The 25,421-nt window shown below is 73.0% G+C and carries 21 protein-coding genes and 2 riboswitches; of the genes, 10 read left to right on the top strand and 11 right to left on the bottom strand.

The window, feature by feature from the left end; translation table 11 throughout:
- Positions 1-196: 196 nt before the first annotated feature.
- On the top strand, positions 197-1,585 hold the full coding sequence (locus BI06_RS34965) for a hypothetical protein (RefSeq protein ID WP_051742607.1): 1,389 nt from the start codon (positions 197-199) through the stop codon (positions 1,583-1,585).
- 108 nt (positions 1,586-1,693) lie between these two features.
- Here BI06_RS34965 and ribB read toward each other — a convergent pair whose 3' ends face one another.
- A complete protein-coding gene (gene ribB / locus BI06_RS34970; protein ID WP_051742608.1) occupies positions 1,694-2,341 on the bottom strand; it encodes a 3,4-dihydroxy-2-butanone-4-phosphate synthase in 648 nt (215 codons plus the stop codon).
- 249 nt (positions 2,342-2,590) lie between these two features.
- Positions 2,591-2,721: riboswitch (FMN riboswitch) on the bottom strand.
- A gap of 589 nt (positions 2,722-3,310) precedes the next feature.
- On the opposite strand from ribB, the gene BI06_RS34975 reads away from it, so the two are divergent.
- The gene (locus tag BI06_RS34975) at positions 3,311-3,793 is read left to right on the top strand and encodes a hypothetical protein (protein ID WP_051742609.1); all 483 of its coding nucleotides are present in this window, start codon (positions 3,311-3,313) and stop codon (positions 3,791-3,793) included.
- Positions 3,794-4,261: 468 nt separating this feature from the next.
- Here BI06_RS34975 and BI06_RS34980 read toward each other — a convergent pair whose 3' ends face one another.
- The gene (locus BI06_RS34980) at positions 4,262-6,517 is read right to left on the bottom strand and encodes an MMPL family transporter (protein ID WP_051742610.1); all 2,256 of its coding nucleotides are present in this window, start codon (positions 6,515-6,517) and stop codon (positions 4,262-4,264) included.
- A 141-nt stretch (positions 6,518-6,658) separates the two neighbouring features.
- Here BI06_RS34980 and BI06_RS34985 point away from each other — a divergent pair, with 141 nt between their 5' ends.
- Together BI06_RS34985 and BI06_RS34990 are read left to right on the top strand one after the other, a co-directional pair.
- Positions 6,659-7,333, top strand: coding sequence for a TetR/AcrR family transcriptional regulator (locus BI06_RS34985; protein WP_051742611.1), 675 nt, complete (start codon positions 6,659-6,661; stop codon positions 7,331-7,333).
- Between the two features lie 317 nt (positions 7,334-7,650).
- Complete coding sequence (locus BI06_RS34990; RefSeq protein WP_082558909.1) at positions 7,651-8,373, top strand: LURP-one-related/scramblase family protein; 723 nt, start codon at positions 7,651-7,653, stop codon at positions 8,371-8,373.
- An 86-nt stretch (positions 8,374-8,459) separates the two neighbouring features.
- Here the strand turns inward: BI06_RS34990 and BI06_RS34995 are convergent, their stop codons facing one another.
- From BI06_RS34995 to BI06_RS35010, 4 genes are all read right to left on the bottom strand, one after another.
- Positions 8,460-9,605, bottom strand: coding sequence for a hypothetical protein (locus tag BI06_RS34995; RefSeq protein WP_149030579.1), 1,146 nt, complete (start codon positions 9,603-9,605; stop codon positions 8,460-8,462).
- A gap of 30 nt (positions 9,606-9,635) precedes the next feature.
- Complete coding sequence (locus BI06_RS51605; RefSeq protein ID WP_051742612.1) at positions 9,636-12,353, bottom strand: hypothetical protein; 2,718 nt, start codon at positions 12,351-12,353, stop codon at positions 9,636-9,638.
- 260 nt (positions 12,354-12,613) lie between these two features.
- Positions 12,614-12,988 carry a hypothetical protein gene (locus BI06_RS55240; RefSeq protein ID WP_043475065.1) on the bottom strand — a complete coding sequence of 125 codons (375 nt, stop codon included), beginning with the start codon at positions 12,986-12,988 and terminating at the stop codon, positions 12,614-12,616.
- A gap of 83 nt (positions 12,989-13,071) precedes the next feature.
- Positions 13,072-13,776 (bottom strand): SMI1/KNR4 family protein, encoded by a 705-nt coding sequence (locus BI06_RS35010; protein WP_043475068.1) that lies wholly within the window; start codon positions 13,774-13,776, stop codon positions 13,072-13,074.
- A gap of 316 nt (positions 13,777-14,092) precedes the next feature.
- On the opposite strand from BI06_RS35010, the gene BI06_RS35015 reads away from it, so the two are divergent.
- On the top strand, positions 14,093-15,172 hold the full coding sequence (locus BI06_RS35015; RefSeq protein WP_051742617.1) for an AI-2E family transporter: 1,080 nt from the start codon (positions 14,093-14,095) through the stop codon (positions 15,170-15,172).
- A 21-nt stretch (positions 15,173-15,193) separates the two neighbouring features.
- Here the strand turns inward: BI06_RS35015 and BI06_RS35020 are convergent, their stop codons facing one another.
- Positions 15,194-15,610 (bottom strand): nuclear transport factor 2 family protein, encoded by a 417-nt coding sequence (locus tag BI06_RS35020; protein ID WP_043475071.1) that lies wholly within the window; start codon positions 15,608-15,610, stop codon positions 15,194-15,196.
- A gap of 115 nt (positions 15,611-15,725) precedes the next feature.
- On the opposite strand from BI06_RS35020, the gene BI06_RS35025 reads away from it, so the two are divergent.
- Positions 15,726-16,181 (top strand): MarR family winged helix-turn-helix transcriptional regulator, encoded by a 456-nt coding sequence (locus BI06_RS35025; RefSeq protein ID WP_043475074.1) that lies wholly within the window; start codon positions 15,726-15,728, stop codon positions 16,179-16,181.
- A gap of 348 nt (positions 16,182-16,529) precedes the next feature.
- Positions 16,530-17,006, top strand: a complete 477-nt coding sequence (locus BI06_RS35030) for a hypothetical protein (RefSeq protein ID WP_043475076.1) — start codon at positions 16,530-16,532, stop codon at positions 17,004-17,006.
- A 10-nt stretch (positions 17,007-17,016) separates the two neighbouring features.
- Here BI06_RS35030 and BI06_RS35035 read toward each other — a convergent pair whose 3' ends face one another.
- Positions 17,017-17,703, bottom strand: coding sequence for an alpha/beta fold hydrolase (locus BI06_RS35035; protein WP_043475078.1), 687 nt, complete (start codon positions 17,701-17,703; stop codon positions 17,017-17,019).
- A gap of 194 nt (positions 17,704-17,897) precedes the next feature.
- Here BI06_RS35035 and BI06_RS35040 point away from each other — a divergent pair, with 194 nt between their 5' ends.
- Entirely contained in the window at positions 17,898-18,338 is a 441-nt protein-coding gene (locus BI06_RS35040; protein WP_030396180.1) for a VOC family protein, read from the top strand.
- Positions 18,339-18,365: 27 nt separating this feature from the next.
- Here the strand turns inward: BI06_RS35040 and BI06_RS35045 are convergent, their stop codons facing one another.
- On the bottom strand, positions 18,366-21,221 hold the full coding sequence (locus BI06_RS35045) for a LuxR family transcriptional regulator (RefSeq protein WP_043475158.1): 2,856 nt from the start codon (positions 21,219-21,221) through the stop codon (positions 18,366-18,368).
- Positions 21,222-21,361: 140 nt separating this feature from the next.
- On the opposite strand from BI06_RS35045, the gene BI06_RS35050 reads away from it, so the two are divergent.
- A complete protein-coding gene (locus BI06_RS35050) occupies positions 21,362-21,919 on the top strand; it encodes a TetR family transcriptional regulator (RefSeq protein ID WP_043475081.1) in 558 nt (185 codons plus the stop codon).
- A 15-nt stretch (positions 21,920-21,934) separates the two neighbouring features.
- Here BI06_RS35050 and BI06_RS35055 read toward each other — a convergent pair whose 3' ends face one another.
- Positions 21,935-22,696, bottom strand: a complete 762-nt coding sequence (locus tag BI06_RS35055; RefSeq protein ID WP_043475083.1) for a DUF1963 domain-containing protein — start codon at positions 22,694-22,696, stop codon at positions 21,935-21,937.
- A gap of 115 nt (positions 22,697-22,811) precedes the next feature.
- Positions 22,812-22,954: riboswitch (SAM riboswitch) on the top strand.
- 194 nt (positions 22,955-23,148) lie between these two features.
- On the opposite strand from BI06_RS35055, the gene BI06_RS35060 reads away from it, so the two are divergent.
- On the top strand, positions 23,149-23,862 hold the full coding sequence (locus BI06_RS35060; RefSeq protein ID WP_030396176.1) for an IclR family transcriptional regulator: 714 nt from the start codon (positions 23,149-23,151) through the stop codon (positions 23,860-23,862).
- Positions 23,863-23,907: 45 nt separating this feature from the next.
- Here the strand turns inward: BI06_RS35060 and BI06_RS35065 are convergent, their stop codons facing one another.
- Positions 23,908-25,203, bottom strand: a complete 1,296-nt coding sequence (locus BI06_RS35065) for an SGNH/GDSL hydrolase family protein (protein WP_051742613.1) — start codon at positions 25,201-25,203, stop codon at positions 23,908-23,910.
- Positions 25,204-25,421: the final 218 nt, after the last annotated feature.

Here is a 25,421-nt window from a genome sequence, read left to right on the forward strand (position 1 = left end):
ACTCGCGCGAGGTGCCGATGCGTCTGCCGGAATGAATGGGGCGGGAGATCAGGGCGGAACAGGGCGCCTGGGCTACCACTCAGCTCGTTGACGCTCCGCAGTCAACTTGTTACGATTGATTGGATCTTGGTCGACGTTTCGACCGAATTCCCGTAGTCCGCCGACAGGATCCGGCGGGCGTCGGAGGCGCATCGACATGGCAACGCACCCCCTGGTCGCGCTGAGAACCGCGACCGGCCTCTCGCAGGCCGCCTACGCCCGGCTGATCGCCAGGACCCACGCGGAGCTCGGGCACGGACAGATGGCCGCGCGGCGGGAGAAGGTGTCCCGATGGGAATCCGGGCGGATCGCCCCCGAGTTCACTGCCCAGCTCGCCATCGCCCGTATCCACCAGGTGGACGAGGGCATCGTGCTGCGTCTGGGATGGCCGCAATGGCTCATGGCCGCCACCGGGGACCACGACCTCCTCCAGCAGCCGTGGTCCCCGCAGGGCGCCGTCGCCGTCTCCCGGCTCACCGCGGCCGCGGCGGGAGAGCCCGGCGCCGCGCTGATCGCCACCGGCTCCTGCCTCACCGCCCAGATCCGCGGCGTCCTCGCAGCCCTCGCAGGTGGAGCCCGCCCGCCCGAACGCGGCGGTCCCCGCATCGCCCCCGAAGCACTCGTCTGGGCCGAGCAGCGCATTCTCGCCCTCGAACGACTCGAAACCGGCAGCCCCGTCCCCCAGCACGCCCTCTACCTCGCCGCCCGCACCGAGTACCGGCTGATCACCGATCTGCTGACCAGCCACGGATACGACCGCGCCACCGGCACCCGACTGCTCCTGCTGTGCGCCCGCACCGCCACCCTGTGCACTTGGACCAGTCACGTCGCGGGAGACGAAGCCTGGACCGAGCGCTACAACCTCGCGGCGATCCGTGCGGCCTCTGCCGCCGGAGCACCGCATCACACCGTCGCCTACCTCACCCAGCTCTGCTACCGCCACCTGCGCCGCGGCGACCCCCGCGACGCGCTCTCCCTGCTCCGGGCCGCCCGCGCGATCGTCCCCCGCCCCACGCCACGTCTGGCCGTCAAGCTGCACGCCCGTCAGTCCGTCCTCTCCGCCCGGCTCGCCCAACGCACCGCCGGCCTGCGCGCCCTGGACCGCGCCGAACACGCCCTCGCCGCGGCCTCACCGCAGTGGGACCCGGAAGCCGATCCCACCAGCGGCAACATCAACGAGGACTACCTCGACTTCTCCCGCGGCCACACCTGGCTGCGTCTGGGGCAGCCCACCCGCGCACTGTCCTGCTTCAGTGCCCTGCTCGGCGACCGAGCGGCCCCGGACCGGTCCCCGAGCCCCTACGACCCCGTCCAACTGTGCCCGGCCGTCGAGGCCCAGCTGGACGCCGGACGGATCGACGAGGCCGCAGCCACGATCCGCCGCGCCATCGACCGTACCGGCGGTTTCCTGCCCGGACTCGCCAACCGCTTCCGCCGCTACCTGGCCCCCCACGCCGGCCACCCGGACGTGCGGGAACTCCTGGAGCGACTGGCCGAACGCCCCCCGGCGCACGCCGTACCCGACCGCGGGCAGCAGAACCCGTGAGATCCGACCCGGCCGGCCGTGATGTACCGCCGGAGCCGGACGGACCGGTGGGAACTGCGCACGGGGATCGTCCTCCGTCCTCGATCGGATCGAGGAACGTCGGGACGCTCAGACAGGGGGCTCGGTGGCCAGCCGGTAGGCCACCAGGTCGCCCACCGAGATCAGCACCAGCCCGTCGCGCGCGGCGAGTTGCTGCAGGTCGTGGAGGCGGGCCATGCGCCAGTCCGGCCGGACGACCTCGCACATGGCGGTCACACCGGAGAGCCCCGCCAGGCGGGACAGGTCCACCCCGGCCTCGGTGTGGCCGTCGCGCTCCAGCACGCCGCCGCGAGCGGCGCGCACCGGGAAGACGTGGCCCGGCCGGGCGAAGTCGCCCGGCGCGACGGCCGGGTCGGCCAGCGCCTGCACGGTGCGCGCCCGCTCCTCGACCGGGATGCCGGTGGTTCCACCGGCGATCAGGTCCACCGAGACGGTGAAGGCCGTGCCGTGCAGACCGGAGTTCTCCGCCGCCATCTGCGGCAGGTCGAGTTCCTCGCACCGCTCGACCGGCACGGCCGCGCAGACCACGCCGGAGGTGTGGTCGAGCATGTACCGCAGCGCGGTCTCGTGGGTGTACTCGGCAGCCACCATGAGGTCGCCTTCGTTCTCGCGGGACTCGTCGTCGAAGACGATCACGAAAGCGCCACGGCGGAAGGCCTCGATCGCTTGCTCAACCTGCTGCAGGCGGTCGGCTCGTGGGAAACGCGTGGTTGCCATCTGCTCTCTCCTGAGGTCGGGAAACCCTGGACCGGGAGGTCCGGAGGGTTCACTGGTCTGCGAGAGAACGCGGCCATCCGGAAAGACACATGCTTGCGCGCACGGCCCTCCACAATGGACGGCGCCGAGTGCGCGGGGAGGGACGGCGAACGGCAGCTCGCCCCCGTGCACAGACGCCGTTCCGGGGAAAGCGAGCACCAGGTCCGCACGGTGGGGCGGCAAGCCCACTACCGGCCGGACACGGTGTCGCCGCGCACTGCCTTCCATCCGGACTTTCACCGTCGGTCCTGGAGTTTCACCAGGTCAACCAGCCGATGGCTTCGGCTGGGTCGCGGACTTTGACCGCCGGTTCGGAATTGCACCGACCCCGGAGCGCGCGAACACTCAGACCGATCATGACACGTGTGCCCCGGGTTGTGGATGTGTGCCCCGAAGGAGGCAACAAGTCGGTGGCTGGGGGACGGTCCGTCACATCGACTTCCCGCTTGCTCTCCCGAGGGCGACCCGCACCGAGACGAACACCTCCAGCAACGCAGGTCGTCCGCGACAACGCCCTCGCCGTCGCGGGCGAGGGCGGTGTCGCGGATTGTCCGCATGCGTTCCGTGACCCCGTGCCACGTGGGCGCGAAGCACCGGCCCTGGGACCACGTTGGACCACGCCAGATGAGCGCCCATGAAGGCTGAGGGATGAAAACGGACGCTTGTGCGCAAGGAAAACACTGGGTCACCGTCAGCAGTTCGCAGGCCCAGTACGCCTGGTACCGCGACATGATCGCCGCCTGCCGGGCGCGGGATGCGTCACCGAGCCGGTAACTTAGCTGCAGCACAGTAGAGTTCGTGAGAGTCGTGACTGCCGCTAAAGATCTGCCCGTCATGGCCGGCCTGTTCGACGGACCGAGGGCCCCCGTACCATCGGGGGGCCGGTGGCGGCGGTGACGCCGGTCGGCTGACACGTCAGGGAGGGTTCGGGTGGCGGACGGCAGGCACGAGGACGGCGATGCGAACCCATCGGAGTTGGCGGCGCTGCGACTGAGGCTCTACCTAGAGTCGCTCCAGCTCCTGATGCCCGAGCCGCAGTTCAAGCTTCTGAGGGACCTTCTGTACGGCTATGCCGAGCTCGGCGGAGGCCGGATCGAGGTGAAGCTGGACGACGAGGAGCGGGAGCTGTTCACACCTGCCGTGCAGCACGAACTGCTCGTTCTCCTCGGCCTGCTCGGTGCCATGGCACCTGGGCACGAGGACCGCGCCGACCACGTGGTGGCCGACCTCGGTGACGGTGAGTGGGTCAAGGGGGCCATGTCGCTCGTACCGCCGGAGGTCGCCTCCGACCCGACCCGCCTGCGCCGACTGCGTGACAGGTTCGACGCTGTGGAAGGCGAGCGGGCGGGCGACCGTGCGACGGTGGAGGGCATCGCCGAGGTGAGCGGGATGGCGGGGACGGAAGAGAACTGATCTGAGTGAGTTCAGCTCCGCAGCTGCCTCTCCGACGGCTGACCGAGCCGGGACGTGGCCTTCGTCCACGGCGAAGAGACAGTGCCGAGCACAATCCTGCGGATCGCCCTGACCGGACTCGTGCGGTGATTGCCGATGACCAGCCGGCTGCCGGTCGGGCTGCGCTCGGGAGGGGAGGGAACGCAGGAACCCGGTCCAGGACACCTCGGCCCTGTGCGGATTGCGGTGGTCGATCCTGGTCTCGCAACCAGGGTCTGTGCCCGGTAAGCAGCAGAAGAGGCAACTGCTGCCGCGAGGCGATGCTGTGGGTGGCGTGCGGTGGATCCTGAGTGGGTGTGAACCGAGGTTGTACCCCGGACAGGCCCCACTCGTTGTTCGCTCCCGTCCACCAAGGGCGGGAGTCAATGCTCGTCGGTCTCGTGACGGCGGACCGCGGGCGCCCCACGGCCCCGCGGTCCGCCGCTGCCGCTACCGGACCGCCGCCACGGGGCGGGGTGCCTCGGGGGTGGGCTTCGGCAGGTAGTGCTCCGTGTGGCCTTCGACGTGGAGGTGGGGGAGGCGGCGGTCCAGCCAGGTGGGCAGCCACCAGTTGCCGCGGCCGAGCAGGTGCATCACGGCCGGTACCAGCAGCAGTCGGACCAGCGTGGCGTCGATCAGGATGGCCGAGGCCATGCCGACGCCGATGACCTTGATCGGCAGGTCGGGGGACGGGACGAAGGCCGCGAACACGGCGACCATGATGGCCGCCGCGGCGGTGATGACCCGGGCGGTGCCCGCCAGTCCGCTGACGATGGACTCGGCGTTGTCGTTGCTGCGGAGCCAGGCCTCACGCATCCGGCTCACCAGGAAGACCTCGTAGTCCATCGAGAGGCCGAACAGGACGGCGAAGGTCAGCACCGGAACGAAGGCCGGCAGCGGGGTGGGGCTGTCGATGCCGATCAATCGGCCGGCGGTGCCGCCTTCGAGGGCGAGCGCGACCACGCCGTACGCGGCTCCGACGGAGAGCAGGTTCATCACCGCGGCCTTGAGGGCGACGGCGAGGCTGCGGAAGGCCACCAGGAGCAGGAGCATCGACACCGTGACCACGCCGCCGACCAGCAGCGGGATGCGACGGGAGATGTTGTCGGTGCTGTCGATCGCGCTCGCGGTCGCCCCGCCGACGTGCACCCGGACGCCGGGGCCGACCGCACCCGGGACGACGTGGTCGCGGAGGTCGCGGACCAGGGACTTGGTGGCGCTGGACTGCGGACCGCTGTCCGGGACGACGGTGAGCAGAACTGAACGGCCGTCGGTGCCGGGCACCGGAGGGGTCACCGCCGTGACGCCGGGCACCGCCTTCAGCGCGGCGGGCAGCGCGGCTGTCGCGTCGGCGGGGGTGCCCGGCGCCAACTCGGCGACCAGGACCAGCGGTCCGTTGCTGCCGGGTCCGAAGCCGGCGGCCACCGTGTCGTACGCCAGCCGGTTCGAGCGCCCGGCGGGGTCGTTGCCCGCGTCCGGGAAGCCGAAGCGCACGCCCAGGAACGGTGCCGCGAGCGCCAGCAGGACGACGACGCCGGTGACGGCACCGAGGACGCGGTAACGCTCGACGAGCCTGCTCCAGCGCAGCCAGCCGGCGCCCACCGAGTTCCCGCCCCGGGTGGCGCGGCGCCGGGGCAGGGGCAGTCGGAGGCGCTCGATGTGTCGGCCGAGGTAGCCGAGCAGGGCGGGGAAGAGCGTGGTGGACGCGGCGATCACGACGAACACGGAGAGGATCGCCGAGACCGCGGCGCCGCGCATGAACGACAGACCCATCGCGAACAGCCCGAGCATGCTGACCACCACGGTCGTTCCGGCGACCACGACCGCGCGACCCGCGGTGTCCAGCGCGGCGACCGTGGCGGCCTCGGGTTCGAGCCCCTCGGCGCGCCACTCGCGGAACCGGGTGACCAGCAGCAGCGCGTAGTCGATGCCGACGCCGATGCCCAGCATCGCGGCGAGCGAGGTGGACCAGTCCGGGACCGGCATGATCGCGGCGAGGACCGGCAGCAGGGTGCTGCTGACCGCGAGCCCGCCGAGCGCGGTGAGCATCGGCAGGCCGGCGGCCACGACCGAGCCGAAGGTGATCACCAGGATCACGGCGGCAGCCGCGATGCCGATGGCCTCCGAGCCGATCGCGCCCTGCTCGGCCTGCTGGACCGTCATGCCGCCGAGGTGGACGCGCAGGCCGCCGTCGACGGGGCGGGCGAGGTCGAGCAGCCGCCGAGTGTCCGCCTTCGGCATGTCGGGTGCGACGGCGACGTCCAGGTGGATCTGCCCGAGGGCGGTGCGGCCGTCCGCCGACACCTTGCCGCGCGGGCCGTACGGGTCGTCGATGCCGCTGACGTGCGGAACCTCCGCCATCCGGGCGAGCAGGTCCTTGACCCGGTCACGGGTGGCGGCGTCGGTCACGCTGCCGTCCGCGGTCAGCACCAGGCTGATCGACTCACCGCCCAGCCCGGGGAAGTCCCGTGTCAGCAACTGCTGGGCCTGCTTGGAGTCCGAGCCGGGCGCGCTGTAGTCGGCGCTGTACTTGGCGCCGAGGCCGGCCGAGAGGCCGAAGGCCGCGCCGGCGGCGAGCAGCCAGAGCAGCACCGTGCGGCCCCGGTTCCGGAAGCTCCAACCGGCTATGCGGCCGAGGGGGCCGGGCCGGTGTGACCCGCTCTCGCCGGCGGCTGTCCGCCGGCCGTCGCGCAGTCCCTGGGACATGTGGTCCTCCGTGCGTCGTCAGGGGCTCCGCCCCCAGACAATGCGTTACGCTTCATAACGCACATGATGAAGCGTAACGTTCCCCTCGGTGGGCACGGATTGTCAACGCGGTGACTGGTACGGCGGGCGGATGGAGATGCGATGACGGATGGGTCGACCGACGAGAGCGGGCAGCTGAGCCGCCGCGAACGGCTGCGCGCCGACACCGTGGAGGAGATCAAGCGCGCGGCCCTGACCCTGATCGTCGAGCGCGGCGCCGCGAACCTCCGCTTCACCGACATCGCCCGCAGCATGGGGATGACCCCGCCCGCCCTGTACCGCTACTTCGCCGACCGGGACGAGCTGCTCACCGCCCTGGTCGCCGACTCCTACGACAGCCTGTCGGACGCCTTGACGGCAACCCGCGGGACCGTGCCGCCGGACGACCTGGACGGCCGCTTCGGTGCCACCTGCACTGCCTACCGCACCTGGGCGCAGCGGAATCCGGAGCGCTTCGCCCTCATCTTCGGCTCCCCCGTACCCGGGTACGCGGCCCCGCCGGACGGGCCGACCGTGGCGGCCGGTCAACGGGCGATGGATCACATGGCCGAACTCGTCGCCGACACGGCCGAGCGCGGCCGGCTCGGCAGCTCGCTGGTGCCGGACCCGGCGGAAGCCCTGATGCTGGCCTGGGCCACGGTTCACGGCTTCGTCACCCTCGAGGCGCACGGCCACTTCCACATGCTCGACCAGCAAGCGCGGGACCGCCTCTTCGCAGTCCAGGCGGGCGCCGCCGCGCGCACCGCAGGCCTGTCGCCGGCCGTGGACCAGCGGTGATCAGGTCCCCGTCGGTGGCCCGACAGCACCGAGCTCCCTCGAGCCCCGGCGGCGCACCCCCACGGCCTCCTGCGCCCGGTGCCGCGATCTGACCGCCGCCCACCGGGCCCGACCGGTCCGGCGGTTGAGGCCCCCTCGGGTCCGACGCCGGTGTCCCGGGTGTGACATCGGCCACACCGGTGCCCGCCGGGGGGTGGTCAACTGGCGCTCGCAGTGGTCGAATCCGCAGGTCATGGGCACAATGCGGCGCTCCGGGCGGGCCGGGGGCGGGTGAATGATCTGGCTGGCCGGGGAGGTTTGGGCCTAGCCTGCCCGCCATGTCCCAGAACACGAACACTCCCGGTTTCCCCGGGCAGCCGGCCGCTCCGGCCGGCGACTCCGCCAAGGTGCAGCGCCAGGTGCAGAAGCAGGCGGGCGTCGGACCGGTCACCGGTGGCGGCGGCACCCTCTTCTCCGAGCCCGTTCTGGTGGTGAACCAGAAGGCCAAGCTGATCGAGCTCACCAACGAGTACGCGGTCTTCGACCAGAGCGGTGCCACGCTGGGCTCGGTGGTCCAGGTCGGTCAGGGCGCGCTGCGCAAGGCGATACGGCTGCTCACCTCGCTCGACCAGTACCTGACCCACAAGCTGGAGATCCGGGACGCGAACGGCGCCCCGGTGCTGCTGCTGACCCGCCCGGCGAAGTTCATCAAGTCGCGGGTGATCGTGCAGCTTCCGAACGGTCGGGAGGTCGGCCAGATCGTTCAGCAGAACGCGATCGGGAAGATCAACTTCGCGCTGGAGGTCGGCGGGCAGAAGGTCGGCGCCGTCAAGGCCGAGAACTGGCGGGCCTGGAACTTCTCCATCGTCGACGAGACGGACACCGAGATCGCCCGGATCACCAAGACCTGGGAGGGCCTGGCGAAGACGATGTTCACCACGGCCGACAACTACGTGCTTCAGATCCACCGCCCGCTCTCCGACCCGCTGCTCAGCCTGGTCGTGGCGACCGCGCTGACCGTGGACACCGCGCTGAAGCAGGACGCCCGCGGCCTCGGCTAGTCACGACCGCAACGACCGCAACCCGTCGTTGTCCGTGCCCCGCCCCTCCGTCCGGGGGTGGGGCACGAACGGCGAACGCGGCGGGATCAGTTGGGGCGGCGCCGGGTGAACTCCGCGATCTGGGAGCGCCGCAGGGCGTCGAACTTGAGGTCCTCGCGGCTGGGGTCGGGGAGGACGGCATTGGGCCAGACCAGCGCCAGTTCGTAGCCGAAGTCGGCGAGCCAGTCGAGGCGTTCGGTGAGGACGGCGCCCGGTGCCTGGGTCTTTCGGGACTGCTGGAGGACCGGCCAGGGGTTCTGGGTGCGGCGCATCGGTCCGATCTGGTCGAGCACCACCTTGTCGCCGCGGGCGGCGGCGTCCCGTTGCAGGGCGTCCAGCTCCCCGGCGGTGATGCAGCCGAACTCGCCGAGGAACGGGCGCGGGCCGCTCAGGCCGGACAGCACCGGCAGGGCGTCCACCCCCCGGAGCGAGGCGTAGTAGTGGAACTGCGGGCGGGTCACCTTGACGCTGCCGAAGACGTTGGCGATGTCCCGGTGGAAGCGGTGCCCGACGGTGGACGGCAGACCGGCCGCCTCCACTGCCGCGACGCAGTCCCGCATGAGCGCGGTGAGTGCGTCCTGATTGACGTACTGGCCGAAGAGGTCGCCCGTGATCGGGCTGACGCACCAGTACGGCTCGTTGACGACGTCCACGGCGTGAACGACCTTGCGGTGCTTGGCGATCGCCGCGACCAGCGGCTTGACGGTGCCGTTGACGAAGGTCGCCCGGAGGTTCCGGTCCTCGGCCACGGCCCGCCGGCCGCGGCCGTAGTTGAGGTCGGTGGGGGTGGGCGGCCCGGGGCCGAAGTACGTCAGCGACCAGGCCTCCGGCTCGTCGAAGAAGCCGAAGTCGAGGAGGACCGGGATGATCCGCATGTCCGCCTTCTCGCACTTCACCAGGAGCTCCTCCACGTCGTCGAGGAACTTCGGGTGGATCCGTTGCGGTGGTTCGAAACGCCAGCGGGCAGCGCCGTTGAGGGCGCTGACGCAGAAGACGGTGCCGTCGTAGTTGACGCCGTGCGCCATCAGCCACATCCGCACCACGGTGACGCCGAGGCCGCGCAGCGTGGCCAGGTTCCGGTCCAGGTCGGAGCCGGCCGCCTGCCACGGATGCGGTCTGCCCTTCTCGTGGATGTTGGGCCCGATGGTGATCGGGTCGTTGCGCATCCAGGGGTAGTTGACCCCGACCTCCATCAGGACCTCCAACGCCCGGCTTCCGCCGGCTCAGCTCATCTGCGGGAGATTGGTGTTGAGTTGGATGTCGGTGCCGGAGGACGGGGTGTACTCGTTCCACTCGGCGATCAGCTCGCCCTTCTCCCCGGGCTGGACGACGGGAACCGGCGTCACGGTGCCGTCGTGCCGGTGCAGCAGCCGGTCGACGGTCAGCCGGCCGGGGTCGGGGACCGCCACGACCGTGCAGGTCTCCTGGAGGTCGCGATGGCGGGTGGAGTCGATCACGACCGGCGCGCCGACGGTGAAGCCCCGGCTGGAGGTGACCGGGACGGTCACCGGCAGCGCGGGGTTGGCCGGGTTGGGCCCGATGACGACCGAGCACTCGGTGCTCACGGTGTCCTCGATCCGGACGGTGCCGCGGCCCGGGTTGGCCGGCGGGATGCCGGGGTAGTAGCGGTCGTCGTAGGCGGCGATCTCCTGCGCGACGGTCAGGTAGGGGTGGTCGGCGGGGATGTCGGCGTCCTTGAAGCCGCCCTCGCAGAAGCGCACCCAGGCGTCCTCCCAGCCCTTGCGGATGGTCAGCACGATGCGTGCGCCGCCGGCCCGCAGAAAGGCCTGCCGGGTGGGGTCGGGGTGGCGGATGCGGCGGATGAAGTCCCAGGAGTCGGGGGCGTCCCAGAAGTAGGAGTAGAGGAAGGTCACCACGTTCTCCCACTCCACGGCCTGGTTGACGAAGCGGACCAGGTCCTCGTGGCGCCTCAGCCCGGCCCAGGCGCCGTCCGGCGGGTGGAGCACCCCCGGCGCGAACCCGGCGCCGTGCGCGGTGTCCACGCCCGCCGCGCGGAGCGCGTCCACCGCGCCGGGGGCCATGAACTCGTACTCGGTGCCCAGGAGATGGCGGAGCACGCACTTCATGATCTCGTCGTTCTCCTCGCGCCGCAGGGTGAGGGTGTCCACCCCGGCGAGGCGGTCCTCCAGGGCGGAGATCCGGTTGGCGATGTCCTGCTGCTCGGCGAGGTACCTGGTCTGCGCGGCGTCGTGCAGCATGTTCCACACCTGGGACTGCCAGCGGGAGAACAGCTCGGGCGTCCGGGCGGTGGTGACCTTCAGACCCACCCAGGCGGGCCCGACGTCATGGAGGAAGATCAGCACGTTCTGCTCGCCGGTGCGGCCCTTGAAGGCGTTGTACGGCGGGTCGCTGAGCACCACGGCGTCGTGCAGGGGATCCCCGGAGTCCCTCTCGAAGCCGCTGCCCTCCACGCCGTAGTGCATCCGCGGGTTGTCGCTGAGCATGCCGAGGTGGAACTCCGCCGTCACGGCCGAGATCGCGTAGCCGTCCTCGATCCGGAAGCGCATCGGGTAGAAGTGCCAGCCGCCGCCGGCCGGCACGTTGTCGTTGGGGAAGAGCTCCTTGGTGGCCTCGGGCGGATCGGGCACCTGCACGCCGTACAGATCGCCGAGGTAGCGGTAGTGCTTGCGGTTCGGCGGGAACCCGGGCGCCTGGTCCGCCGGGCGGACGTCGTCGGTGATGTCGTCGTGCGGCAGGTTGAAGACGAACGGACCGAGGGCGGCCCGCAGCGCGGCGAGTTCGACGTAGTCCTTGCGGATCGCGGCGGAGGGCTCCGGGACCACGATGTCGTAGGCCGCCCGCAGCCCGTACCGGTAGAGCCGGACCCGCCAGGTGCGCAGCAGGCTGAAGTAGTCGATCCGGACCGCCTGCGTCTGGCTCGGGTTCTTCACCGTCCGGGTGGTGGTCTCCTCGGTGCCGGTGACGGTCAGGGTGGAGATGGTGACCTTGTGCTCCTGCTTGGCCCGCGAGGACGCCTTCTGGGTCAGCCCGGAGGCGTGCTTGCGGCTCTCCGACGCGGAGGTGGAGGAGCTGTCCTGGGCGGTGAACCCCGACGAGGCCGAGCCGTTGATCACCGGAATGCCGCCGGACACGGTGCCGGTGATGTTGAACTGGTTGGAGTGCTGCTGCTGGCTGGCGGTGGACTGGGAGAGCTCGGTGTTGTCGGTGACTCCCGTCTCGCTGTAGCTCTCCAGCGAGTCCGTCACGATGGAGGTGAACTCCCGGGAGGTGACCGACCACTCCTTGTGGGTGACGGCCGTCTCCTCCAGCGGGGCCAGTGGGATGGTGGCGATCAGCTCACCGCGCTGGATGCCGGCCGGCGCCATCTCCAGGCGCTCCAGGTTGAGCATGCTCAGCCGGCTGGAGCGGGTGTTGAACACCAGGTTCTGGACGGCGAGGACGGCCCGGTCGGCGTGCGCGTCCCCGTCCTGCCCGCCGCTCCCGTTCCCGTTCCCGTTCCCGTTCCTGCTCCGCCGCAGCTGCGCGACCGCGAGGCCGAACGCGACGAGTACGTCGACCGGCACTGCGGCGAACGGCGCCGGCCCCGGAGGCGCCGCCGCGCCCTCCTCGTAACCGGCGAGCAGCCGGGTGAGCGCCGCTCCGCCGGGTTGGCCGGCGGCCTGCGCGACGGCCTCCACCTCGCCCGGGCGCAGCGCGAGTTGGTGGGCGAAGCTGTGCTTGAGCAGCGCCTGGCCACCGGACGGCGGCGTGATGTCCAGCGCGACCAGGGTGGCCTTGGGAATGTGCCGCGAGGCCGGCGCCAGGACGGGCGAAGGGTCCGTCGGGGCCGCCGGGGTCGGGGGAGTCGGGGTCGAGGGGGTCGGGGGATTGGCAGGGGTCCGGACGCCAACTGCCGCTGCCGGAGCGGCGGACGACGGGTGGCCGGCGGTGGTGGCGGGCTCGGATGCGTGATCGGACATGGTCGTCCCCCCGGACGCGTCGATCTGGCGAGCAGTCAGGAAGCGTGCACATCAAGCCTAGGAATCCCGTCCGCACGATGACCAGGCCCCGACCTCCACTGTCACCTCATCGAGTGACACCACCACGGCGTGTCGCCCTCGTTGCCCCGTCCCGCGCCTCGGCGCGCGGGCCCGGGCGGATCCTGGCCCGGGCGGGCGCACCGTCGGCGTCGGACGGTCGCGGGCGGGGTACGGCGGGCCGGGCGCAGCGGGGTGGGTGGTCAGGCCGGGGTCAGGGCGGATTCGTCGAGGCCGTCGAGGATGAAGCCGTTGTCGAAGCGGACCCGGTAGCCGGTGCCGGGGGCGAATTCGGCGCCGGGGCCTGTGGCGGCGATGACGCGTTGGCGGAGGTCGTCGACCAGGGCGGTTGCGAAGCTGTCCAGGCGGGCGCCGCGGACCTGTTCCTCGAAGCTGGCGCGGAGGGCGTCGGCGGTGCCAGTGGTGCCGGCCGAGGCCGGGCCGGCGCCGGTGACGGTGCCGACCAGGCCTCCGGCGAGGGAGAGGGGGCCGGGGGCGCCGAGGCCGGCGGCCCTGCCGTCGGCGGTGACCGGCACGTCCCTGGTCAGCTTCACCCTGGCACCGATCGCGTACGACATGGTGGTCCCCCCTCGTTCGAACACTGTCCTGTCCGGGCAAGCCTAATCGGGCTGTTGTGAGGGGCAAGGGTGTTCGGTGCCGTTCAGCGCGGCCGGTCGTGCTGCCAGTCCCAGGGGACGGCGGCGAACACCGGGGCGTCGGCCGCGCGGCGGAGGCGGTGCGGGCCGCAGTCGAGGTCGAAGCGGGCGTGGCTGCCGGGGACGGCGTGGCGGAGGTCGGCGAGGAGGGCGTTGTCGGGGACGAGTCGGGCCAGGCCGGAGAGGGCCGGGTCGGCGTCGGCGGCGCGGAGCAGAGGTGCGGGGCGGAGCGGGAGTCGGGGGCCGTCGGGGTGCAGGGCGTCCCAGAACTCGTCGGCGTAGGGCTGGACGCCGTCCTCGAAGCCGACCTCGTCGACGAGGTCCTCGGCGGTGGTGATCAGCCGGTCCAGCCAGGCGGCGAGCGAGGGGGCCTGGACGTACAGTCCGCCCTCCCGGTACTGCATCAGCACGTGGCCCCAGGTCCCGTCGGGGGCGATGTCCACCCAGGTGAGCCCGCCGCCGCCGTCGTCCGACACCATGTACCGCGGGTCGGGCAGGGCGGGGTTGCTCCGCTGACGCGGGTGGCCGGTCAGGCGGACCTCCACCGGCGGGACGGAGAAGCCGCCCAGGTGGTGCAGGAGTTCGCGCTCGGCGGGCGGTACCGGGAACGGGAGGCCGGTGGCGCCGAGGCCGGGGCGGACGGCGAGGTCGAACGGGACGCGGGCCGCCAGCGCGTGCAGACGGGTGGCCAGGGAGTGACCGGTGATCATGGCGCCAAGCTACCGGAGCCGTTGCCGCGGACGGAGCTGCCGGAGCCGCCGGAGCCGCCGGGCCGGACCGGAGCCCGCCGGATCGGCCGGGTGGGTGCCCGTCGGCGCGGGAACACCCTGCGGGCCGCTCCACCCGCTATCCAGGGTTCATGCCGCTCTCGCACCCCAGCAGTACCGGAGGACTTCCCGGACGGCGCCCCGCGCCCGGCGGCGGTGCGGCATGCCGGTGAGGCGGCCCGGCCCGCGGCGTCCGACCGGGTCGGTCACCGGCCAGGCGACCGGCCAGGCGGTCGGCCCGGCGACCGGGGCTGGCCCCGTGCTGCGCCGGCTGTCCGACTACGCCTGGCGGCTGCTCGTCGTCGTGGTGGCCGCGTACCTGGTGCTGACGGTGCTGGGGCGGTTCCACCTGATCACGCTGGCCGCCTTCCTCGCGCTGGTGATCACCTCGGTGGTCCGGCCGCTGGTCGATCTGGCCGGGCGGGTCGTCCCGCGTCCGTTCGCCGTGCTGATCGGCCTGGCTGTCGCGATCCTGGTGCCGGCCGGTCTGCTCGCGCTGATCGGCGAGACCGTGGCGGCCGATGTGGACCGGCTGGACCGGGAGTTCCAGGGCGGTCTGGACCGGCTGGAGCGGGCGCTGGAGGGCGCGCCGCTCCGCCTCGATCCCTCGACCTTCGACGACCTCCAGCGGAAGGTCGCCGACTTCGTCTCCGAGCACCGCTCGACGCTGATCAGCACGGCCCTCAGCGGCGCCGGGCGGCTGGTCGAGGTGGGGACCGGGGCCGCGCTCGCGGTCTTCATGTCGGTGTTCTTCCTGCACTCCGGGGACCGGATGTGGCGGTGGACCGCCGCCCAGTTCCCGGCCGCCGCCGGGGAGCACCTCGACCGGGGCGGCCGGGTCGCCTGGCGGACCTTCGCCGGCTACACCCGGGGCATCTTCGTCGTCGCCGCGACCAACGCGGTGATGGTCGGCATCGCCCTGTACTTCCTGGACGTGCCGTTGGCCCTGCCGTTGACGGTGCTGGAGTTCTTCGCCTCCTTCGTCCCGCTGGTCGGCTCGCCGATCGCGATGCTGGTCGCCTCGGTGGTGGCACTGGCCGCCCGGGGGCCGGTGATCGCGATCGTCGTCCTGCTGCTGATCGTGGTGATCGGCCAGATCGAGGGCCATCTGCTCCACCCGCTGGTGATGAGCAGGGCGGTCAGCCTGCACCCGGTGGTGGTCGCCGTCTCGGTGCTCGCGGGCAGCATCGCGGCGGGTGTCATCGGCGCGGTGGTCGCGGTGCCCCTGGTCTCGGTGCTCTGGGCGGTCTACGCCGACCGGCGCGGTCCGGTGGAGGGGGAGGAGACGGTACCGGGGCCGGGGACCGCGGCCTCGGTGCCGGTGGGGCGGCGCCGGTGACCTGCGCCGGGCCCGGTCGGTTCAGCGGGCGCTGCCGAGGTTCCGGTCGGCGTCGCTGCCTTCGAGCATGAGGGTGGTCTCCTCGATGCGGCGGAAGCGGCCGTCGGCGGCGAACTCGGCGAAGACGTAGACCTCCATCCGGACGGTGGAGCCGTCCGTCTTGACGACCTCCATGGTGTGCCGGTCGGCGTAGCGGTCGCCGTCGGCGAGCTCGTCGTGCACCGCGACCGATCCGCCGGCGACGACCGTGCGCAGGTGGGCGATGTGCGCGAGGAACTCGGTGCGGTCCGCCCAGCTGCCGTCGGTGCGCTGGCGGTAGTCGGGGGCGAAGTGCCGGTCGGCGGCCTCGTCGAGGCCGAGGCCCGGGGTGAGGAGGAGGTCGGTGAGGGCGGAGCGGATGTCTGTGCGGGTGGTGGTGGTGGCGGTGGTGGCGTTCACGGGTTCCTCCGGTGGGGTGGCGGGTGTCCCTGCGACACCCTGCTGAAATGCGTGCCTTGAGCACGCTTATGACTGTAGCAGGGAAAGCGTGCCCCGCGCACGCTAATCTTCGGGGGTGACCGATACGACAGGACAGGACATCGCCGACGCCCTCGGGCTGCTCCTCCGGCGCAGCACCCGCACCGACCTCCACGCCCGGCTGACCGAGGGACTGGGCGAGGGGGTCGACGACCTCACCTACCCGCTGCTCAGCGGCCTCGCCCGCACCGGCCCCCTCAGTGCCGCCGACCTCGGCCGCGAGATCGGGCTCGACCGCACCACCGTCACCCGCCGCGCCGACCGCCTGGAACGGACCGGCCTCCTCGAACGCCACCCCGACCCGGCCGACGGCCGCGCGACCCTGCTGGCGCTCACCGACGACGGCCACGACATCGTCGCCGTGACCCGCCGACGACTCGCCGCCGACATCGAGACCTCCCTCGCCGGCTGGCCCCCGGCCGACGCCCGGACCTTCGCCCGCCTCCTGCGCCGCTTCCTCGACGAGGGTCCGTTCGCCCCCGACCGCGACTGACCCCGGCACCCGCCGCGCGCCGCCCGATAGCCTCTCCGCGGGGATCGACCGATGCGACGGGGCGTCATGACCGGGGGCGGGACAGTGGGCGAGGGGCAGGTCGTGGGCCGGGGCGGGGCCGGGGACGAGCACGGCGGGCGTCCGATCGAGGAATCGGCGCCACTCGGTCAGCCGGAGCCGGAGCCGGAGCCGGAGGCGACACCGACGCCGCAGTTGCCAGCGCGACCGGCCCGGCGCCGCTGGTCGCGCGGCAGGCGTCGGTCCGTCGGGCTCGGGCTGCTCGCGCTCGCCGCATTGCTCGTCGTGCTGACCTGCGCGGGGATGCGAGCCGGCCAGTCCGGAGGGCTGGTGGTGCTCATCGAGGTCTTCGACCACCCGCTGCCTCTCGGCGCCCTGGTCGGGGTGCTGCTCGCCCTCGCGGTCCTGATCGGGATCCGCTCCGTGTCGGCCAGGGCACTGCTGATCGCCCTGCTCCTCGGTGGGGCGCTGCTGATCTCACCCGTTGCGCTGCTGCTCTTCGACGACATGCCGCAGAAGACGGCGGTCCGGCCGGCGCCGGGCCGGCCGGACCGCAGCCTGGTCATCCACGAGGGCGCCGCGATGATCGACCCGCTGTGGTGGGTGTCCGTTGACGAGGGCTCGGGGCTGACCGCGCGGCGGTGGCCGGTCGGTTTCTTCAACGGCGACGCCACCGACAACGAGCTGACCTCGGCGGAGTGGGACGGCCCGGACCGGATCCGGCTCGCGACCCGGGGCGGCGAGGTGTTCGTGGTCGCCCTCGACCCGGAGACCGGCCGACCGGGGCAGCAGGTGCGGGCCGGGTGACCGGGGGGGGCTACGCCGCGAGGCTCCGTGCCGCGTCGCGGATGACGTCGAGCACGAAGTCGGGGTGGGACAGCATCGGCACGTGGCTGCTGTCGACGGCGTAGGTCTTCGCGCCCATGCGTTCGGCGGCCGCCCGCTCCAGGTCCGGGTTCACGGTGCGGTCGTTGTTCGCGACGATGTACCAACTGGGCTTCGTGCGCCACGCGGTGCCGGGGACCTGCTGGCTGAACAGGTCCGGGACCGGCACGGCGCCCGTGGCCAGGACGAGCTGCTGCTCCTCCGCCGGGAGGTCGCCGCAGAAGTCGCCGATGCCCGCCTCGGTGAGCCAGATGCGGCCGCCGGAGATGTCGAGGCTCTGGAAGACGGGTGTGCCGGCGAACTTGTTCTGCTGGTCCTGCGAGGTCTCGTCCTCGTCGGGGGCGAGTGCGGCGATGTAGACCAGCGCGCCCACGCGGTCGTGGACGCCCGCCTTGGTGATCAGGGTGCCGCCGTAGGAGTGCCCGACGAGCACGACCGGGCCGGGCACATGGTCGATGGAGCGGGTGACGCACGCGACGTCGCCCGCCAGCGAGTCGAGGCCGTGCTGCGAGCTCGCCACCGTGTGGCCCTCGGCCTGGAGCGCGGGGACGAGCTTGTTGAAGCACGAGCCGTCGGCCCAGAGTCCGTGGGCGAAGACGATGCTGGCCTTGGTCGTCATGTTGTCCTCCTGCGTCGATGTCTAGCCATGACGGAAACCGTGGGGGCCGAAGCCCACTCCAGCCTCGGGGGTGCCCCGGACTTCCGCGCCCCCAGCCGGGCACGCGGTGCACCCGAACGGGTGCCCGGACCGGGACCGCGGCCGCCCGGCGGTTACCGTGGCCGGAGTTCCGCACCCACCCAGGAGGCCCCCGCATGGCGATCCGGCGCATGGACAACGTCCTCATCGTCGTCGAGGACCTCGACGCCGTCGTCGCGTTCTTCGTCGAGCTCGGGATGGAACTCGAGGGGGCGGGGCCGCTGGACTGGCCCGGGGCGGAGCGTGTCATCGGCCTCCACGACGTCCGCCAGGACGTCGCGATGCTGCGGGTTCCCAACGGTCCCGGCCGGGTCGAGCTGGCGAGGTTCCACCGGCCGAAGGCGATCACCCCCGAACCGAAGGACGCCCCGGCGAACACGCTCGGCCTGCGCCGCGTCATGTTCGCCGTCGACGACATCGAGGACGTCGTCACCCGCCTGCGCCCCCATGGCGCCGAACTCGTCGGCGAGATCGTCCAGTACGAGAACGTCTACCGGCTCTGCTACGTCCGCGGCCCCGAGGGCATCGTCGTCGGCCTCGCCGAGGAACTCGGCTGACCGAGCCGACGGCCGCCGCCGCCGCGCTCAGGGTGCCGGGGTCGGCTGCGAGATGCGGGTGAGGGCGTCGCGGAGGGCGGCGCGGGTGGTGATGCCCAGTTTGGGGAAGGCGCGGTAGAGGTGGGCGCTGACGGTGCGGGGGGAGAGGCGCATCTGTTCGCCGATCTCCTTGTTGGTCAGGCCTCCGGCGGCGAGTTCGGCGACGCGGCGCTCCTGCCAGGTCAGGGGCAGCGGGGCGGGCGAGGGGGTGTGGGGGGCGACACCTGCGGCCCGGAGTTCGGCGTGGGCGCGGGCGGCCCAGGCGGGGGCGCCGAGGCGGTCAAAGGCCTTGGCGGCCTGGGTGAGGGGGAGGCGGGCGGCCGCCGCGCCCTGGAGGCGGCGGATGCTGATGCCGTGGGCGAGCCGGATCCGGGCCAGTTCGAACGGGAAGCGTTCGGCGGCCGGGTGGGACTGGGCGCGGGCGTAGTGGGCCGCGGCCTCGGTGTCGTCCTCCGCCGTCATGGCCAGGGCGCCGTGGGTGAGCAGGGCCAGCCGGGGGGAGAGATCGGGCAGGCCGGCGTCCCTCGCGGCCAGCGCGTGGGCCCGGGCCTGTTCGGCGCGGCCGGTGTGCAGGGCCGCCTCGACGAGGTCGAGCAGGGTCCGCGAGGCCTGGTAGGCGTAGGGCCGGAACGCACCCGGTGCCGTGATGCCGATGGCGTGGAGGAACGCGGTCTCGTAGTCGCCGTCGCCGAGTGCGGCGGTGGCGCCGACGGCGTCGGCGATCTGGGTCAGGAATCCCACGCCGCGCGGTCGGGCCCACGCGTCGACGGCGGCCTGCAGCTCGCGGGCCTCCGTCGTCCGGCCGCGTACGGCGGCGAGTTGGGCGAGGTAGGCCCGGGTCTGGTGGGCGAAGAGGCCGTGGCCGCGTTCGGTGGCCAGGGCGAGGGCGCGGTGCCCGGTGCGTTCGGCGGCGTCCCACTGGCCGAGCGCCAGCTGGTCGAGCAGGACCAGGTGCAGCATGACGATGCCGCTGGACATGGCGCCCGTGTCGAGCTCGCGGTCCACGACGCGCTCCAGGTACGGGCGCAGCGGGCTCAGGACGTCGAGGTGGTACGCCGACACGGCGAGGCGGGTGACGTCCCACGGGTCCTGGTCGGCCAGGCTCGCCGAGGCCCGCTCCACCCGCCGGGGCCAGCCGGCGCCGTGCCGGACGACGTCGCTCCAGGTGCTGCCGTACATCCAGGCGCGTTCGGTGGCGAGCTCGCCGAGGGTGGCGAGGACCTCGTGGGTGCGCTGCCAGGTGGCGCGGTTGCCGGCGTACTGGCTGACGGCGAGCAGGAGGCTGACGAGCCGGTCGAGCACCTCGTCGGGGAAGGGGGAGTCGGGGCCCCGGTCGGGGTGGCGGGGGCGGCGGTCGGGGGAGTCCCGGAGCCGCTCGACGGCCGCGACGATCCGGCGGTGGGTGGCCCTGACCTCGCCGTCCCGGTACAGCGCCAGGTAGGAGTCGGCGAGGACGGCGGCGGGGCTCTCGTCCGTGCCGGGGGCGGCGGCGGCCAGCGCGAGGCTGCGCGCCCGGCCGAGGTTGTCCGCCTGCCCGGCGACGTACGCCGCCTCGCCGAGCCGCCTGGACCGGTCGACCCGGGTCTCGCTCAGCTCCGCGGCTCGGGTCAGCCAGGAGACGGCCATCCGCGCGCCGCCGCGCCGGGTGGCCGACCGGGCGGCGGCCTCCAGGTCGGCGGCCACGCCCTCCTCGGGGTCGACGGTGGCGGCCGCCAGATGGATGGCGCGCCGTTCCGGGTACTCCCGGTGCAGCTCCGCCAGCACCCGGTGGGCGGAGCGGCGCTGGTCCGGTGTGGCGAGCTGGACGACGCTCGACCGCACCAGCGGGTGCCGGAACGCCAGCTCGCCGGTGACCGGTTCGACGACCAGCAGGCCGCACGCGACGGCCTCGTCGACCTCGCGCATGCGGTAGCGCGCGATCGGTGCCGGGCCGTCGCCGGGCCGGGCGGCCGATCCGTCGAGGGCGCCCCGGAGCAGTTCCGCGCGGACGGTGTCGCCGAGGCGGGCGAGGCGGGCGGCGTAGATCTCCTGGATCCGCCGGGGGAGCGGTACGCCGTGCAGGCCGAGGAGGTCCTGGGTCGTCCGGTCGCCGGGGCCGGCGGTGAGGTGTGCGGGCAGTTCCAGCAGGGCGAGCGGGTTGCCGCCGGCCTGTTCCAGGACGAGCCCGCGGACCTGCCGGCCGAGCTGCGGGTGGTGCAGGTCCAGCAGGCGGGTAGCGTCCGCGTCGCCGAGGGCACCGACCGGTGCCTCCGGCAGCGCGGCGGTGTCGAACCGCGAGGCGGTGTCGGCGCGGACGGCCACCAGGAGCTTGACGCCGGGGCGGCCGGCCAGTCGGCGGCCGACGAATCCGCACACCTCGGCGCTGGCCCCGTCCAGCCACTGGCCGTCGTCGAGGACGAGCAGAAGAGGGCGGCCCTTCGCCGCCGTCCAGGACAGCAGGTCGAGTACGGCGATGCCGAGCGCCATGACGGGCGGCGGCGGACCGTCGGACCGGCCGAAGGCGGCGTCGAAGGCGGCGCGGGCGCCGGCGCTCAGCAGAGGGGCGTCGGAGGGCCGGTCGTCGGACGGACGGTCGTCGGACGGCCGACCGTCGCAGGATCGGTCGTCGGAGGTGGGGAGCAGCGGGTAGAGGAGCTGGTGCAGCCCGGCGTGCGGCAGCCCGCTCTCCGCCTCGACCCCGGTGGCGCGGACGACCGACTGCCCGTCCTCGGCCGCGAGCCGTGCCGCCAGGTCGAGCAGGGTGCTCTTGCCGACACCCGCCTCGCCCCTGAGGACCAGGGCCTGCCCGTCGGGGGCCCGGACGAACGCGGACAGCCGCGCCCGCTCGGCGTCCCGACCGACCATCACCATGCCCGGTTCCACGCCCGGTTCCCTCCCCTGACCCGAAGGCGCGCGACCGCGGCCGTATTCAACTGGACGGTTAGTTGATTACACTGTGGTTCTGGTGAACCTGTCAAGTAAACGGTTAGTTAGGAGCAGGGTGCATGGAGCGCGACGCCGAAGCCACCAAGCGGAGACTCATCGCGGCCGGCCGGGCCGAGTTCGCCGCACACGGGCTGAACGGCGCGCGCGTCGACCGCATCGCCGCCGCCGCGCGGAGCAACAAGGCGCAGATCTACCACTACTTCGGGAACAAGGCCGGGCTGTTCGAGGCGGTCTGGAACGAGCTGGTCGAGCAGATCGTGGTGAGCGTGCCGCTCGACGTGCACGACCTGCCCGGGTTCGCGGCCGGTCTGGGCGACCTCTACGCCGCGGACCCGGACATGCCCCGGATCATCACCTGGCAGCGGCTGGAGCACGGCGACGCCTTCAACGAGCTCGCCGTCGCCGAGGTGCGCAGGCGCAGCGCCGACATCGCCCGGGGGCAGGCCGACGGCCGGGTCTCGACCCGGTTCGAGCCCGAGGTGCTGTTCGCCCTGCTGGTCCATGTCGCGATGCTGTGGGCGGCCGCGAACCCGGAGGTGCTGACGGTCGTGGACGTCGCCGACCGGGAGCGCAGCCGCGAGCTGATCCGCCGGATCGCCACCGTCCTGGCGGAGTGAGCCGGCGGGTGCAGTTCAGCACTGCCAGAGGAACGCCGCCTCGGTGCAGGGGGAGCAGGTGAAGGCGTAGGCCCGGCCGCTGCCGAAGTTCATGGCGGTGAGGGGATCGGGTCCCTCCTGGAGCTGGACGGCGAGCCGCATCGGCTCCGCGCAGGTCGCACAACTCGGCGTCTGGTCGTACTGGAGCCAGGCCGGTGTGCCGTTGAGCCGGCCGAGGACGTGGTTCCGGGGGCGGCCGGTCCGGGCCGCCCAGGCGGCGCGGGCACTGTCGAAGTCCGGGGCGTCCGGGAGGTGCTGGGGTTCGGCGGCGCGGGTGGCGCCGAGGAGCAGGACCTCGTCCTCGTCCTCCTCTTCGTCCTCGTCCTCCTCTTCGTCCTCGAACTCGTCCTCGTCCGGGTCGTCCGGGTCGTCCGGGTCGTCCTCCTCCTCGGCCTCGCCCTCGTCGAGGTCGGCCGGCACCGGAAGGGGAATCGGCACCAGCCCCTGGGCCGGGAGAATCAGCGCGAGGTTGGCACCCGAGCGGGCCTCCCAGTCCTGGCAGACACCCGGACGGTTCTGGCAGGCGAACAGCACCAGCAGCCGGTCCTGCTGCCCCGGACCTCCGGTGACGGCCGCGCCGGACCCGTCCAGCACGATCTGCGCGAGGAACTGCATCGGGCCGCCGCAATCGGCACAGGACGGCCAGGCGGTGCCGGGCGGGGCGAGCGGCACGCCGCCGATGCGCGTGACCGTCGCGTCGGCCGCGACCGGGCCGCCCTCGGTGATCAAGGTCGTCATACGGCCCGACTGTAGGACACCGCGCCGACAGCGCCGGGCTCCCGCCGGCACTGCCCGGCCGCAGCCGGGGGGCGGGCTTGGCAGGCGGGAGGGGGAGTCTTGTATCGTTCTCCGCGAATCATCCAGAGGGGTGGAGGGACCGGCCCTACGAAGCCCCGGCAGCTCCCCGTTCGACCCGGCGTCCGAAGTACGCGCCGTGCCGATCGGGATCAGTGCCAACTCCGGCCTGTCGCCAATGTGGCGCGGGAAAGATGAGGAGACACGGTGCTTTCTGTGCTGTCCTTCCCCCGGGCGCTTCCCATCCCGGACCTTTCGCGTACCCGTCTCGTGCCCGGCGCAGGCAATCGGCCAACTTCTGCGGCCCGCCCTCGCTGACCACCCCCCGGCTCCCTGCGGGGGGCCTCCGTGAGCGCGCCCCCTGGCGGCTCGCGGGATCTGAGACGGAGACATCCATGGAGAACACGAGTGGCGTCGGCGTGCTCGACAAGGTCACCTCGATCCTCGGCACCCTGGAGGCCGGTCCGGCCACCCTGGCCGGACTCGTGGCCGTGACCGGCCTGGCCCGACCCACCGCGCACCGGCTCGCCGTCGCGCTCGAGCAGCACCGGCTGGTCGCCCGGGACGTGGAGGGCCGGTTCATCCTCGGCCCCCGGCTCGGCGAGCTCTCGGCGGCCGCCGGGGAGGACCGGCTGCTGGCCGCCGCCGGCCCGGTCCTGGCCCGGCTGCGCGACGTCAGCGGGGAGAGCGCCCAGCTCTACCGCCGGCAGGGCGGCGTCCGCATCTGCGTGGCCGCCGCCGAGCGCCTCTCCGGCCTGCGCGACACCGTCCCGGTGGGGGTCACCCTCCCGATGAAGGTCGGCGCCGCCGCCCAGGTCCTGCTGGCCTGGGAGGAACCGGAGCGGCTCCACCGGGGCCTCCAGGGGGCGCGCTTCACGGCGACGGCGCTGAGCGGCGTCCGGCGCCGGGGCTGGGCCCAGTCGATCGGGGAACGCGAGCTCGGGGTCGCGTCCGTCTCCGCGCCGGTCCGTGGCCCGGCCAACCGGGTGGTGGCCGCCGTCACGGTCTCCGGTCCGATCGAACGGCTCACCCGCCACCCCGGCGCCCTGCTCTCGCAGACGGTCGTCGAGGCGGCCGACCGCCTCACCGAGGCCCTCCGCGTCACCTGACGGGCCCCCGGTCGCGGGGGTGTCCGCCCCTGCGGCCCCGGTTCGTCAGCCCAGGCTGTCGAGGTCGATGCTGTCCGCCATGACGCGGTATCCGAGCGGCCCGGGGTGGAGGTGGTCGCCGGCGTGGTAGCCGTCCGGGATCGCTCCGGTGTCCTCGGGGTCGACGGCCCGGTCGAAGTCGGCCACCGCGTCGTACGCGCCGGAGGTACGGATCCACTCGTTCAGGTCGCGGCGCAGCCGGTCGGTCTGCGCGGTCCAGAAGGGGGCGCCGCCGAAGGGCATCAGCGTGGCGCCCACGGCCTTGACGCCTCGGGCGTGGGCGGCCCGGATGAGGGTGCGGTGGGCGTCGATCAGCCGCTGGAGCGTCACCGGCGGGTCGTCGCGGTCCACGCCGCAGATCTGGTCGCCGCTGCGGAGGATGTCGTTCATGCCGTGGGAGACGATGACGGTGCCGACGTTCGGCCGGTCGAGCACATCGCGCCGGAACCGGCGCAGGGCGCTGTCCCCGGCGCAGGCGGAATCGGCGAGCAGCTTGTTGGAGCCGATGCCGGCGTTGAGCACCGGCCGCGGCCGGCCGGTGGCGAGGAGCCGCTCGGCGAGCAGGTCGGGGTAGCGGTCGTCGCCGTCGACGGTGGCGCCGAACCCGTCGGTGGTGGACTCGCCGAATGCCACCACCGCCCTGCCCACGGGCCGCCCGCCGGTGACCTCGACCCCGCCGAGGTAGTACCAGGAGCCGTACCCGGGGCGGACGGCGTCGGTGAACGCCGCCGCGCCGGTGTCACCGCGATGGTCGCCGTCGGCCCGGTAGGTCGTGCTCATGGACAGCTGGTGGTAGGTGGCCGGGCCGGTCGGGCCGTCGAACCAGAGGGTCAGCGCCACCCGGTCGCGGGCCGCCGTCGGCAGCGGCACCGGATCGCTGAGGATCTCGCCGCCCGCGGGGACGACGACGGAGTCCCGGTGCCCGAAGCGCAACGGCAGTACCGCCCCGGGGACGACGGCCGCCCCGTCGGCGGCCCGGCCGACAGTGGCCCCGCTCAGTCGCAGTGGCGTCGTCCCGTAGAGATTGGACAGCCGGAACCGGACGGCCTTGCCGCCCGTGCCGAGTCGCACCACCTGCCGCACCGACTGGTGGTCGAAGCCCTGCACGGCCCAGGTCCGGAACCACGGCGCGGCGGAGGGCCGCATCATCGGGGCGGACCACGCGGCCGACCAGCGCTGCGAGTACGCCGGGACCGCGCCCCCGGTGGCGGTGGCCGAGGCAGCCATGGGAACGGAGGTGGCGGCGACGGACAGGACGCTGGTCAGCGCGGCGACGGATGCGGCGCGGGCGAACACGTTCATGGAGCGCTCCTCGGGAAGGTCGGTCGGTTCTGCCCCCTTGACCCGGGGCGGTGCGGGAATGTGACAGCGGACCGGCACGGACGGCCGACGGTCCGGTCGGGGCAGACCCGATTTGTTCTGGGCGCGCAGGAGGAGTACTGTCGCCCAGTCGCCTGGCAGGGAGCACCGGACACGCAGCAGCGCGGACGGTCCCGAGGCGGCCAATCCTCTGGAAATAA

Origin of the sequence: Kitasatospora sp. MBT66 (assembly GCF_000710405.2) — a bacterium.
GTDB classification, from domain to species: Bacteria; Actinomycetota; Actinomycetes; order Streptomycetales; family Streptomycetaceae; genus Kitasatospora; species Kitasatospora purpeofusca.

Excerpts from the sequence above, each read along its gene's own strand:
- BI06_RS34965 (WP_051742607.1), top strand. The coding sequence starts at position 197 with ATGGCAACGCACCCCCTGGTCGCGCTGAGAACCGCGACCGGCCTCTCG.
- ribB (WP_051742608.1), bottom strand. The coding sequence starts at position 2,341 with ATGGCAACCACGCGTTTCCCACGAGCCGACCGCCTGCAGCAGGTTGAG.
- BI06_RS34980 (WP_051742610.1), bottom strand. The coding sequence starts at position 6,517 with ATGTCCCAGGGACTGCGCGACGGCCGGCGGACAGCCGCCGGCGAGAGC.
- BI06_RS34985 (WP_051742611.1), top strand. The coding sequence starts at position 6,659 with ATGACGGATGGGTCGACCGACGAGAGCGGGCAGCTGAGCCGCCGCGAA.
- BI06_RS34990 (WP_082558909.1), top strand. The coding sequence starts at position 7,651 with ATGTCCCAGAACACGAACACTCCCGGTTTCCCCGGGCAGCCGGCCGCT.
- BI06_RS34995 (WP_149030579.1), bottom strand. The coding sequence starts at position 9,605 with ATGGAGGTCGGGGTCAACTACCCCTGGATGCGCAACGACCCGATCACC.
- BI06_RS51605 (WP_051742612.1), bottom strand. The coding sequence starts at position 12,353 with ATGTCCGATCACGCATCCGAGCCCGCCACCACCGCCGGCCACCCGTCG.
- BI06_RS55240 (WP_043475065.1), bottom strand. The coding sequence starts at position 12,988 with ATGTCGTACGCGATCGGTGCCAGGGTGAAGCTGACCAGGGACGTGCCG.
- BI06_RS35010 (WP_043475068.1), bottom strand. The coding sequence starts at position 13,776 with ATGATCACCGGTCACTCCCTGGCCACCCGTCTGCACGCGCTGGCGGCC.
- BI06_RS35035 (WP_043475078.1), bottom strand. The coding sequence starts at position 17,703 with ATGACGACCAAGGCCAGCATCGTCTTCGCCCACGGACTCTGGGCCGAC.
- BI06_RS35040 (WP_030396180.1), top strand. The coding sequence starts at position 17,898 with ATGGCGATCCGGCGCATGGACAACGTCCTCATCGTCGTCGAGGACCTC.
- BI06_RS35045 (WP_043475158.1), bottom strand. The coding sequence starts at position 21,221 with ATGGTCGGTCGGGACGCCGAGCGGGCGCGGCTGTCCGCGTTCGTCCGG.
- BI06_RS35050 (WP_043475081.1), top strand. The coding sequence starts at position 21,362 with ATGGAGCGCGACGCCGAAGCCACCAAGCGGAGACTCATCGCGGCCGGC.
- BI06_RS35055 (WP_043475083.1), bottom strand. The coding sequence starts at position 22,696 with ATGACGACCTTGATCACCGAGGGCGGCCCGGTCGCGGCCGACGCGACG.
- BI06_RS35060 (WP_030396176.1), top strand. The coding sequence starts at position 23,149 with ATGGAGAACACGAGTGGCGTCGGCGTGCTCGACAAGGTCACCTCGATC.
- BI06_RS35065 (WP_051742613.1), bottom strand. The coding sequence starts at position 25,203 with ATGAACGTGTTCGCCCGCGCCGCATCCGTCGCCGCGCTGACCAGCGTC.